The sequence below is a fragment of the Arthrobacter sp. A2-55 genome (assembly GCF_025548615.1).
Classification (GTDB): domain Bacteria; phylum Actinomycetota; class Actinomycetes; order Actinomycetales; family Micrococcaceae; genus Specibacter; species Specibacter silviterrae.
Genome location: NZ_JAJLOZ010000050.1, coordinates 23,678 through 35,165, shown reverse-complemented (window position 1 = coordinate 35,165; position 11,488 = coordinate 23,678). Strand labels below are relative to the sequence as shown.

11 protein-coding genes and 1 riboswitch are annotated in these 11,488 nt (G+C 66.8%); of the genes, 3 read left to right on the top strand and 8 right to left on the bottom strand.

Annotation, left to right across the window (positions count from 1 at the left end):
* Positions 1-103: 103 nt before the first annotated feature.
* From LPN03_RS13950 to LPN03_RS13935, 4 genes are all read right to left on the bottom strand, one after another.
* Positions 104-1,336, bottom strand: coding sequence for a YibE/F family protein (locus tag LPN03_RS13950; RefSeq protein WP_262454686.1), 1,233 nt, complete (start codon positions 1,334-1,336; stop codon positions 104-106).
* Positions 1,337-1,400: 64 nt separating this feature from the next.
* On the bottom strand, positions 1,401-2,393 hold the full coding sequence (locus LPN03_RS13945) for a GNAT family N-acetyltransferase (protein ID WP_262454685.1): 993 nt from the start codon (positions 2,391-2,393) through the stop codon (positions 1,401-1,403).
* A 2-nt stretch (positions 2,394-2,395) separates the two neighbouring features.
* On the bottom strand, positions 2,396-3,781 hold the full coding sequence (locus tag LPN03_RS13940) for a glycine--tRNA ligase (RefSeq protein ID WP_262454684.1): 1,386 nt from the start codon (positions 3,779-3,781) through the stop codon (positions 2,396-2,398).
* Positions 3,782-4,057: 276 nt separating this feature from the next.
* Entirely contained in the window at positions 4,058-5,167 is a 1,110-nt protein-coding gene (locus LPN03_RS13935) for a lactonase family protein (RefSeq protein WP_262454682.1), read from the bottom strand.
* A 168-nt stretch (positions 5,168-5,335) separates the two neighbouring features.
* On the opposite strand from LPN03_RS13935, the gene LPN03_RS13930 reads away from it, so the two are divergent.
* The gene (locus tag LPN03_RS13930) at positions 5,336-5,566 is read left to right on the top strand and encodes an RNA-binding S4 domain-containing protein (RefSeq protein ID WP_165180117.1); all 231 of its coding nucleotides are present in this window, start codon (positions 5,336-5,338) and stop codon (positions 5,564-5,566) included.
* A 72-nt stretch (positions 5,567-5,638) separates the two neighbouring features.
* Here the strand turns inward: LPN03_RS13930 and LPN03_RS13925 are convergent, their stop codons facing one another.
* Positions 5,639-6,280 carry an alpha/beta hydrolase gene (locus LPN03_RS13925; RefSeq protein WP_262454681.1) on the bottom strand — a complete coding sequence of 214 codons (642 nt, stop codon included), beginning with the start codon at positions 6,278-6,280 and terminating at the stop codon, positions 5,639-5,641.
* A 106-nt stretch (positions 6,281-6,386) separates the two neighbouring features.
* Here LPN03_RS13925 and LPN03_RS13920 point away from each other — a divergent pair, with 106 nt between their 5' ends.
* Positions 6,387-7,238, top strand: coding sequence for an SGNH/GDSL hydrolase family protein (locus LPN03_RS13920; protein ID WP_262454680.1), 852 nt, complete (start codon positions 6,387-6,389; stop codon positions 7,236-7,238).
* Here the strand turns inward: LPN03_RS13920 and LPN03_RS13915 are convergent.
* Positions 7,173-7,472 carry an MFS transporter gene (locus LPN03_RS13915; RefSeq protein WP_262454679.1) on the bottom strand — a complete coding sequence of 100 codons (300 nt, stop codon included), beginning with the start codon at positions 7,470-7,472 and terminating at the stop codon, positions 7,173-7,175. The two genes, LPN03_RS13920 and LPN03_RS13915, sit on opposite strands and share 66 nt — an antisense overlap.
* 694 nt (positions 7,473-8,166) lie before the next feature.
* Here LPN03_RS13915 and LPN03_RS13910 point away from each other — a divergent pair.
* Positions 8,167-8,652, top strand: coding sequence for a hypothetical protein (locus LPN03_RS13910; RefSeq protein WP_262454678.1), 486 nt, complete (start codon positions 8,167-8,169; stop codon positions 8,650-8,652).
* A gap of 33 nt (positions 8,653-8,685) precedes the next feature.
* Here the strand turns inward: LPN03_RS13910 and LPN03_RS13905 are convergent, their stop codons facing one another.
* Complete coding sequence (locus tag LPN03_RS13905; protein WP_262454688.1) at positions 8,686-9,780, bottom strand: homoserine O-acetyltransferase MetX; 1,095 nt, start codon at positions 9,778-9,780, stop codon at positions 8,686-8,688.
* Between the two features lie 120 nt (positions 9,781-9,900).
* Positions 9,901-11,223: a bifunctional o-acetylhomoserine/o-acetylserine sulfhydrylase gene (locus LPN03_RS13900; protein WP_165180121.1), complete on the bottom strand. Its 1,323-nt coding sequence runs from the start codon at positions 11,221-11,223 to the stop codon at positions 9,901-9,903.
* A gap of 85 nt (positions 11,224-11,308) precedes the next feature.
* Positions 11,309-11,425: riboswitch (SAM riboswitch) on the bottom strand.
* Between the last annotated feature and the right edge of the window lie 63 nt (positions 11,426-11,488).

Genomic DNA, 11,488 nt, shown 5'->3' with positions numbered 1-11,488 from the left:
TTCTCCGACCCTCGGTTGCAAACAGGGGTGTTTTCCCCGACCCTCGGTTGCAATTGTGCGGAAGCGTTCCGTAAAAGTGCCCCGATTGCAACCGAGCGTCGGTTTAAGCGGGGTGGGGTTCGGTGCTTCTGCCAGTGGCCTTGACGACGGCGACCGCCACCGCCGTCGTGACCGGAATGGCCAGGACCAGGCCAATGGAACCGACCAGGATGCGGACCACTTCCTCGGCCAGTTCCGCACTGGTGAGTGCGTCGATGAGCGGTCGGTCATACAGGGAAACAATCAGCAGCACCGGCAGCGCCCCGCCCGCATAGGCAAACGCGATGGTGTAGACGGTGGAGGCGATGTGGTCCCGGCCAATGCGCATGGCGGAGGTGAACAATTCCCGCGCGCCAGTCCGTGGGGCCAGTTCGTACAGTTCCCACACTGCGGACGACTGGGTGATGGTGACGTCGTTGAGCACGCCCAGCCCCGAGATGGTGAGCCCGCACAGGATCATTCCCGAGAGCGACATGCCGTTCGTCAGGCTCAACAGCTGGTAGGCGTTGTCGCCCTTGGTTCCGGTCAGCGCGGCCGCATCAACGGCCCAGCCGGCCAGTGCCGCCGTCGCCCCTAAACCGAATAGGGTGCCCAAAAGGGCCGTGGACGTGCGGGCGGAAAAGCCGTGGGCGAAGTACAGCACGCCAAACATGATCGCGGACGACCCGACCACAGCAATCAGGAGGGGAGGTTTCCCTTCAGCCAGGGCCGGCAGGATGAACCACGCCAGCACGGCAAAGGCGCCGCCCAGCCCCAGCATGGCCCGGAGCCCCCGCCACCTGGCCACAGCCACCACCACCACGGCGTAGAGGAAGGCCAGCAGGCCCAGCGGCACCGTGCGGACAAAGTCGATGAACACATATTGCGGGCCCATGGGCGCCACGCCCGCAGAGGCTTGGGGCAGCTTGAGGTACCGGATTTCCTCGCCCGCCTTCACGCCGCGGGCTTGGACAATGTCCGGGGTGACCATGACGGGGACCGCGGCGCCGCCCTTGACGGCCGCGTACGCCGTCAGGCACTTTTGGCCCGCTGCGCCCGGGCAGTCTTCCGCAACGGTCCGCTGCACCGTGCCGGTGGCGAACGAGGCGCCGGGCGCCACCGCATAAGGATTTCCTGCCGAGGGCGCGGAGGTGCCGCCGCCGGGCCACAGCATCACCATTGCGGCCACCGTCAGGACTGCCAGCGGGATGAGGATCCACCCCAGCAGCACTACGGCCCGACGGCGGACCCCCTGGCGCCGCCGCAGCTCGGAGCGGTTCAACAGGGAGTCGTCACCGTGTGAATGGGTGTGGCCCATGGCTGTCAAGATCCTTCGGCTAGGCAGCGGGGAGGTAGTGTTCTCACTCCTCAACGGGGGCGGGCTACTCTCCGACCACGAACGTTTCGTCGCCGCGAACCTTGGCTGCTCCCACCTCGATCATGGGGTTGACCACGGCGGCCAGGGCCTCCATGGAGTCGTCCAGCTCCAGCAGTACCGGGTACTGGTGGGTGATCAGCGCCAGGAGGTCGTAGACGGCCTGCACTGCAGCGTCATGCCCCAACGAGGGCTCCACGCCGAGGAAAACCTCGGACGCCTGGGCCGGTGCATCAGGCTCCCCGGGCACCACATGCCCCTGGGAGTAGCTGACGGCAAACGCCTCGATGCGCCCCTTCCTGCTGGGCTGCACATCAGAACCGAACGCGCTGGCGGGTTCGGCGCGGAGCACCAGGGCCCCGTGGGCGCCCGTGAGGTCGTCCAGGAACATCCGCTGCACCGTGCCCGGGGACAGCGTGCCGGTGGGGTCCCACTGGTTCACAGCCTCGTAGTAGCGGCCCACAATGTCGGTCAGCTCCACCGAACCGGTGGCCAAATCCTGCACGCGTGCGGTGGCCTCCTCTTCGGTGCCGGAGCCGAACACCGGCAGCTTCAGCGCGCCCGGGCCCACTTCCACCACCCTGTTCCGCTGCAGCCTAGCCAACCCCATCGCTGACGCAAAGCTGGCGCCTGAGGTGCCGGGGGCAACCTTGGTGCGCAACGCCGTCGTGCCTGCCAGGCCGGAGGCAACAGCGGCGGCCGCTTCAGCGCGCAGCATGGTCAGCAGGGTGGCGCCCACGCCGGCGCGGCGGTGGTCCGTGGCAACTTCCACGTAGGCCCACAGGCGCGCCGGGTGCAGCGTGGTGGAATACACCACGGCGGCCGCAACCGGGATGCCCTGGTCCTCGGCCACAATGGTGCGCCGCCACGGGCCACGGTCGGATTCCGGTGCCAGCGCGGCGCGGAACGCCCCGGCCGCAGCGGACTCGGCGTCGCCCCAGATTTCCCGCAGGGCAAGATCGTCGCCGTCGCGCCACGGCCGGAAGGAAAGTTCAGCCATTCCTAGGCACCCAGGAGGCGGGAAGCCAGGTACGCCTGGACCTTGTCGAGGGAAACGCGCTCCTGGCTCATGGTGTCGCGCTCGCGGATGGTCACGGCGTTGTCCTCGAGCGTGTCGAAGTCGACAGTGATGCAGAACGGGGTGCCGATTTCATCCTGGCGGCGGTAGCGGCGGCCGATGGCGCCGGCGTCGTCGAACTCGATGTTCCAGTGCTTGCGCAGCTGGTTGGCGAGGTCCTTGGCCTTGGGCGAGAGCTCCTCGTTGCGGGAGAGCGGGAGCACTGCGGCCTTGACGGGGGCCAGGCGCGGGTCCAGCTTGAGGACGGTGCGCTTGTCCACGCCGCCCTTGGCATTGGGGGCTTCGTCCTCAACATAGGCATCCACCAGGAACGCCATCATGGAGCGGGTCAGGCCAAAGGAAGGCTCAATGACGTAGGGGGTGAAGCGTTCGCCCGTGGCCTGGTTGAAGTAGTTCAGTTCGGTGCCCGAACCCTTCGTGTGGGAGCTCAAGTCATAGTCGGTGCGGTTTGCAACGCCCATGAGCTCGCCCCAGCCCGAGCCCTTGAAGCCGAACTGGTATTCAAAGTCAATGGTGCCGGCGGAGTAGTGGGCGCGCTCGTCCTCGGGGACGTCAAAGCGGCGCATGTTTTCCGGGTTGATCCCCAGGTCCACGAACCAGTCCCAGCACAGCTCGACCCATTCCTTGAACCACTTCTCAGCGTCCTCGCCGGGCACAAAGAACTCAATTTCCATCTGCTCAAATTCACGCGTGCGGAAGATGAAGTTACCGGGGGTGATCTCGTTTCGGAACGCCTTGCCGATCTGGCCAATTCCGAACGGGGGCTTCTTCCGGGAGGTGGTGAGCACGTTGTTGAAGTTCACGAAAATGCCCTGGGCGGTTTCCGGGCGCAGGTAAAACAGCCCTGCGGCGGCATCCACCGGGCCAAGGTACGTCTTGACCAGGCCGGAGAACAGCTGGGGCTCAGTCCACTGGCCCTTGGTGCCGCAGTCGGGGCACACAATGTCATCCATGCCGTTCTCGGGCGGGCGCTTCTTCTTTGCCTCGTACGCCTCGATGAGGTGGTCCTGGCGGTGGCGCTTGTGGCACTGGGTGCACTCCACCAGCGGGTCGGTGAAGGTTTCCACGTGGCCGGATGCCTCCCACACGGCCTTGGGCAGGATGATGGAGGAGTCCAGGCCCACCATGTCCTCGCGGCCCCGCACAAACGACTGCCACCATTCGCGCTTGATGTTTTCCTTCAGCTCCACGCCGAGGGGGCCGTAATCCCAGGCCGACCGCGATCCACCGTAAATCTCACCGGCCTGGAACACAAAGCCGCGGCGCTTCGCGAGGGAAATGACCTGGTCAAGCTTGGATTGGGGGGCCACAGAGTACTCCTAATAATTACGAGGCCGCTGGGTGCGGTCCGTCCGTGGACTAGCCTACCGGTCTGTGGCGCGGGGCAGGAATTGCTCCGGCGGGCGGTGAACCCGGCGTGAGTCCCGCACCTGTTCTTCTCCCTGGGGCCAAACCCAGCCCGAGTTTTGCCCCCGGTGCACCCGGGGCACAACCCACCGCGGGTTTTGCCCCACAGAGAAGTTGGCCGGCGGATGATGTACGACGCCGGCCCCCGGCTTGCGCCGCCTGCTCACCTTGGGCAGGGGTCAGGCAAGCACGACGCAGGTAGGGCTGCCGAATGCCACTGTTTGGACCGGTTCGGCACCGGGCAGGCCGTTTTCGTCGAGGTCGAAGACGGCAACATTGTTGGAGAGCTGGTTGGCCACGTAGATCTTGTGGTTCGCCACGGCGAAGTGACGGGGCCAGTTGCCGCCTGAGGGCACGAGGTTGAGAAATACCGGCGGCCGGGGCGAATCCCCTTCCACGCCCGAAACGTCCAGCACCACCAGCGTGTTGGGCCCGCGGACGGCGGCGTAGAGCTTGGTGCCGTCCTCCGAGAGCTGGATGTGGGAAGGGAAGAACTCCTTGGCCAGTCCAATCTCCCCTTCGGTCGGCGCAAGGGGCACCTTGAACAGCCACCGCCAGAAGTGTCCCGTCCCCTTGCCCGGTGCCATTTCCGCACGTCGGAGCACGTGCAGGTGTCCGTCCAGTTCACCCGCCACGAACATGAATCCGCGCTTCAGCGACACGTGGCGGGGCCCAGTGCCCGGCGGCAGTTCCGCAGAGTCAGCCAGCACGCGCGAATCCGCAAAGTAGACGTCCACCCTGTCGGCCCCCAGGTCCGACACGAGCACTGTGCCCCACGGCGTGGCCGTCACCTGGTGCGCGTGGGACTCCCCCTGCCGTCCGGTGACGGGCCCGGAACCAGGGTGGCTGAGCAGCTCCGGCCGTGCGGCGCCGGGCTCAGTGCCTAGCTCAGTGCCTGGCTCAGTGCCGGGCAGGGCGCCTGGCTGGGCCCCTTCCAGCACCGCGGCCAGCGGCAGCACCGCAGCCGTTCCGGACGAATAGTTGGCCACCCAGACACTCCCGCCCAGGTGGATCACGTGGCAGGGGTCGGCCCCGCCGGTGGATGCCCGCCCCAGGACCGCAAGCGTTTCGGGATCAAGGGCGGCGACCGTGCCGTCTTTCAGCTCCTCGACGGCAAGCAGCACCCCGCCGGCGCCGGCCAGGAATGACGGATTGCGGACTCCGGCTGCCTCCGCGGTCCGCTCCCCCACGGTGCCGTCGTCCTGCAGGGCAAAGCGCTGCACGCCGGGCCCGGCTCCGTAGCCCGCCTCGGTGTAGCCGCTGACAATCAATGCGCCGGTTGTCGGCATGGGTGGCACTCCTCGGGTATTAATGTCGCTGCTGTATTGCTTTCAACCGTAGCGCCGCAGCACTTGATTGCGCCCCTCGACGTTCCAAAACCCTGCCGGAATTTCGCCGATGGTCTGGCTCGGTTCCGGCCGTGTCTGCGGCAGCCAGCAGTGCGGCACAATTGACCCATGAGTTCACACGAGATCATTGACATCCCCATCCGCGACGACATGATCCGCCTGGGACAGCTGCTCAAGCTGGCCAGCCTGGTGGAGGACGGCGTGGAGGCGGCCGAGCTCATCAAGAACGGCCTGGTCAAGGTCAACGGCGAGATCGATGAGCGCCGCGGGCGCCAGCTGCACCACGGAGACACCGTGAGCGTCAACGGCGAAACCGTCCGCATCACCACCGGGGCCTGAGCAACCCGTCCCGCCCAACCCTGCCACAGCGCAACGGAAGCCGAACGCGCAGGCCGGGTGCCGGCGTCGTGCTTACCCGGCGTTGAGCACCTTCAGCTGGAGGAACTCGCCCACGTGCACCATTTCCTGGGCGTTGATGCCGTGCCAAATCCCCGTGTACAGCACCTTTGTGAGCTTGGTGTGGGCGCGCAGCCACGTGTTGGTGTATTCAACGGACGTCTGCGGAATGACCGGGTCGGCCTGGTCGCGCCCCCAAAAGATATCGGGCCTGGCAGCAGCCGTGGCGGCATCGTCAAACCACGGATTCCCGTCCGCTTCCACTACAAAACCAGAAAGCCCGACGACGGCGGCGTAGTCCGCGGGCCGGTGCCGCAGGAGACTGGTGGCCATGCACATGCCCTGCGAAAAGCCCAGCAGGGTGACGGAGGAATGCTCCTGGCGCACTGAATCCAGCCACTGCTCGACGTCGGCGGCCGCTTCGGTGACGCCGTCCAGGGTGTAGGAGAGGTCATTGCTCAGCGGGAACCAGGCGTAGCCCGGTCCGGCCTGCTGCGTGGCGCGGACGGAGGCCACCGTGAATTCTGCCGGCAGCTGGGCGGACAGGCCAAAGAGGTCCTCCTCATCGGCGCCGTAGCCGTGGAACATGACAAGGAGGGGCGTTCCGGCGCGCTGATCGGCGGGGCGGGACCAAATGACGGTGGGGGAATCAATCATGCGCCCCATCTTTCCATGCCGGCCCGGCCCCTTTCGAACCGGCCTGGCGGAACCGCAAGGTGGCGCAAGGTGGCGCAACCACGTGGTCAAAGTGCAGGATGGGAGGGTGAGTGATTCAACGGCATCTGAAAATATCGAAGCTGCGGGCACGGCAGTCATCGCCCGCCACCCCTGGAACCGCTATGTGGCCATGGGCGACTCCTTTACCGAGGGCATAGGCGATCCCGAGCCCCACAGCCCCGGCGGGCATCGCGGCTGGGCGGACAGGCTCGCGGAGGAATTGAGCCGGGACAGGGACGATTTCCGCTACGCCAACCTGGCCATTCGCGGGCGCCTCCTGACCCAGATCCTGGCCGAACAACTGGAGCCGGCCCTGGCCCTCAAGCCGGATTTGATCAGCATTTCCGCCGGCGGCAACGACCTTATCCGGCCAGGTTCCGATCCGGACGCCCTGGCCGAAAAGCTCGACGCCGCCGTCGGTGCGATGTCCGCAGCCGGGGCCACCGTGCTGCTCTTCAACGGGCCCGACATCCGCGACACCCCTGTACTGGGCATGGTGCGCGGCCGGGTGGCCATCTATAACGAAAACCTGCGCACCGTCGCCGCCCGGCACGACGCCGTGATCGCGGACATGTGGTCCCTGCGGGCCCTCACGAACCCGCAAATGTGGTCCGCGGACCGACTTCACTTCGCCCCGCTGGGCCACCACACCATCGCCATCATGGCCCTGGACGCCCTGAACGTTCCCCACCAGCTGCTGCCCCAGCGCCCGGAACCCCTCCCCACGCAAAAGTGGCAGGCGGCCCGTGCCGAGGACCTGGTCTGGGCCCGCGAATACCTGGTTCCCTGGGTGCTGCGCCGCCTGCGCCACCAGTCATCCGGCGATGGCATCTCACCGAAACGGCCCACGCCCGGCCCGGTGTTCGGGCCCGGAATGCCGGGCGGGGCCGGGGCTTAGGCCTGGTTGCGGGCCCCGGCGCCGGAAGAGCAGCCCGGCCATGAATGTGCGTTTAGGACCCACGACGTCCGAGAGCTGGCCGCCGAGCAGCAGCGGGCTGCCGAAGGCAAGCGAGTACGCGGTGATGACCCACTGCCGTTCGCCGCTGGAAAAGCCGAGGTCGTGCTGGGCGGACGGGAGTGCGATGTTGGCGACGGTGGAGTCCAGGGCAACCATGAGTTGGGCCGGGGCCACTATGGTCAGCGTCCACCAACGGCGGGGGCGACCGCAGGACGCTGTCCCCAGCCGGCTGAGGTGCCTGGACCTGCGACATGGGGCCACATTAAGCGGTGCCGTTGGGTGCCGGGTCCGAACTCCCTCCGAATCCCCCGTGAGTTTCCCCCCGACGCTCCATCACTTTTTGCGATCTTTTCCTCGACGCGGCATCACTTTCTGCGCTCTTTTCCCCGACGCTCGGTCCCAACCGGGGCACCTCCTGCGCACCGTGCCGCAGTTTATGAGGGAGGGTTGGCAAAAACACCCCGAAAGGTGATGGAGCGTCACTCGGTGCTGGGCTGGGCGAAGCACCTTTCTGTGCGCGTGTCATGCTGCACCGTCCCTGCGCGTGATGTGCTTGACCGCCCCCGGCACTGGCCATGCTCCACCCGCCTACACTGGCCATGCTGGACTTCCCGCTGGGGCAGAACCCATGCTGAGTTTTGCCCCGGGTGCACCGGGGGCAGAACTCGAGCTGGGTTCTGCCCCACAGGAAAGTTTGCGAACCGTCCGGCGGAGCCGCCCCGACCCCCGCGCCGCGCACTCTGCCCCATCCCGGACCAAGACAGTGATGCTGGCCGGGCCAGGGGACCCCTCGGCGGCATTGCCCGGTATGACGGCAGGCAAGCCGACTAGGATGGATGGAAGCGCGAATATTCCGCGCCCTGTCTTCGTGAAGAGGTGCGTTGTGCTGACATTGCTCGACCCAGTGGTGGCCGGAGACGTGGCCGCTTCGCAGTCCGGATCCTTTTCCCTGCAGCCCTTCCTTGTTTTCGTCATCATCGCCGTAGTGCTGCTGGCCAATTTTGCCAAGGCTGCCAGCCGCAAGAAGCGCGCCCGGAACGCCTCACCCTATGCAGCCCAACCCGTCCGCCCGGCCCAAGCCGGACGCCCCGGGCAGTCTAGCCGCCCCGGGCAGCAGGGCATCGCCCACCAGGCGGCGCCGGCCGCTTATATTGGAACGTTGCTCAACGGTGTGCCCATGAAGAACTACGATGCCGCGCACGGCCAGCAAACCACCGGTTTCGCCAACGAGCGCATGAAGGCCGAGGCTGAACTCAAGCGGCAGCTGGACGCCCTGGACGCCGCCCGCCGCGCCGGCCAGGTGACCGCCGAACAGTACGCCGCCCATAGGGAAGCCATTTTCCGCAACTTCTGATCGACGGTCCCGAGGCGCCGCGACACTGGAACGCTAATCGGTGAAGAACTGCTCCCGCAGCAATTCGCCCACGGCCCCCACCTCGGTGAGGAAGCCGTCGTGGCCAATGGCCGAGTCGATCCGGCGCACTTCAACGCTGCCGGGCAGCGCCGCCGCCAGTTCCTCGGATTGGGCCGGGAAATACAGCCTGTCGCTGTTGACGGCGGCCACCAGGAATTCGACGCCGGCCGTCCGCGCCAGCGCCTCCTCCAGTGTGCCGCGCCCGCGCCCGACGTCGTGGCTCATGAGGGCCTCGGTGATGACAATGTAGCTGTTGGCGTCGAAGCGGCCCACCAGCTTGCGTGCCTGGTGGTCCAGGTAGCTTTCCACCTGGTACCGCTCCTGCACCGGGCTCCCGCCGTCCGTGCGCAGCCGGCCGTGGCTGATGGGGTTTTCCCCGGCCTGGGAATTGCGGCCAAACCGCGTCCCCATCTCGGCCTCGGAACGGTAGGTGATGTGGGCAATCCGCCGCGCCAGGCCCAGGCCCAAGGTGGGCGCCGCGCCGTCGTAGTAGTCCCCGTTGGCGAAGTTGGGGTCCTGGCGGATGGCAAGGACCTGGGCCTGGGCGAACGCGATTTGCTCGGCCGTGCTGGCGGCACAGGCCGCCACCACGGCGCACCGCCGGACCCGTTCCGGGAACGTCACTGCCCATTCCAGGGCCCTGGCGCCTCCCATGGACCCGCCAATGACGGCGTGCCAGGAGGTGATGCCCAGCTGGTCCGCCAGCCGGGCCTCCGCGTGGACCGAGTCGCGGATGGTGACGAACGGGAAGCGGGAGCCGTACGGGGCGCCGTCGCCGGCAATGCTGGAGGGGCCTGTGGTGCCGTAGCAGCCGCCCAGCATGTTGGCGCACACCACGAAATACTGATCGGTGTCGATCACCTCGCCGGGGCCGACCAGGCCCTCCCACCAGCCGTTCTCTTCCGAATCGCCCCGGCTGACGTGCGTGCTGCCAGTCAGCGCGTGCTGGATGAGCACCGCATTGCTGCCGGCCGCGTTCAGCGTCCCCCAGCATTCAAAGGCCATGGTGACCGAGGGCAGTGACCCCCCGGCCTCCAGTTCCAGTGAACCGATGCCGACCGAGCGCAGGAGGCCGCCGCCCTGGCCGACGGCGGCCTGCCAGGAACTGTCCGCCGGCCCGGATCCGCCGGTTTCGATGTCAGGGGTAAACACGTTCCGCTCCGCTGCACCTGGACTCACATGGGCCACTTAGTTCACGGACGATTTTGCTGCGCGGAAACCTGCTTCAAGGTCGGCAATAATGTCGTCCACACCCTCCAGCCCCACGGACAGGCGCACCAGCCCCGGGCGGACGCCGGCTGCGAGCCGCTGTTCCTCGCTGAGCTGGGCGTGGGTGGTGGAGGCAGGGTGGATCACCAGCGAACGCACATCTCCGAGGTTGGCAACGTGCGAGTGCAGTTCCAGGCCGTCAACGAAGCGCTTGCCGGCCTCCAGCCCGCCCTTGATGTCGAAGGAGACGATGGCGCCGGTCCCCTTGGGGCCGTACTTGCGTCCGCGCTCAAACCAGGGGCTGGAAGGGATTCCTGAGTACGCAACGGCCTCCACGTTTTCATTCGCTTCCAGCCACTGTGCGACCTTGACGGCGTTGCTGACGTGGCGCTCCACGCGCAGGCTCAGCGTCTCGATGCCCTGGGCGATGAGGAAGGCATTGAACGGCGAGATGGCCGAACCGAGGTCGCGCAGCAGCTGCACGCGGGCCTTGAGGATGTAGGCCAGGTTGGCGCCCAGGGCGCTGCCGACGCCGAGGTCGCGGGCGTAGACCAGCCCATTGTAGGTCTCGTCAGGGGTGTTGAAGCCGGGGAACTTTTCCGGATCCGCGGCGAAGTCAAACTTGCCGCCGTCGACAATCACGCCGCCGATGGCCGTGCCGTGGCCGCCGAGGTACTTGGTGGCGGAATGGATGACGATGTCGGCACCCCACTCGAGGGGGCGGATCAGGTACGGGGTGGCGAGCGTGTTGTCCACGATCAGAGGCACGCCAGCCTCGTGGGCGATGGTGCTGATCTCCTCGAGGTTCAGCACGTCCTGGCGGGGGTTGGAGACGGTCTCGCCGAAGAAGGCCTTGGTGTTGGGCTTGACGGCCGCACGCCATTCGTCCAGGTTGTCGGGGTCGGAGACAAAGGTGACCTCGATGCCGAGCTTCTTCAGCGAGTGGGCCAGCAGGTTGAACGTGCCGCCGTAGACGCTGGGGCTGGAGACGATGTGGTCCCCGGCCTGGGCCAAGTTGAGGATGGCGAAGGTGGTGGCCGCCTGGCCCGAGGACAGCAGCAGGGCGGCAACGCCGCCTTCCAGGCTGGCAACGCGCTGCTCGACGGCGTCGGTTGTGGGGTTGCCGATGCGGGTGTAGATCGGCTCCAGCTCGGCCAGCGCAAAGCGGGCTGCGGCGCTTTCCGTGGACGGGAACACGAAGGACGTGGTCTGGTAGATGGGGAGGGCGCGTGCACCTGTGGTGGCGTCCGGCTCCTGGCCTACGTGGATCTGACGGGTTTCAAATGACCAACCATTGCTCATGGGAGCTCCTTAAACACTAGAGGCCTGCAATAAGTGCGGCCCATCCGCGCCACAGGGACGCCGTGATGGGCCGAAGGAATTGTGCGGCCCGCGCTTGCACCGAAACCGGGTGGTTCGGTACCTGGTCTTCACCCGGGGCACCCCACCGCGGAAGGAGGGTTGCCGGCCAGCGAGCCGGGGCTTGTCGCTGGCGCTCATGACCTGTATCCAGTGTGCGAGACCGGCGCTTCACGGCGCAACAATATGACTGGTTTGTGACTTATGC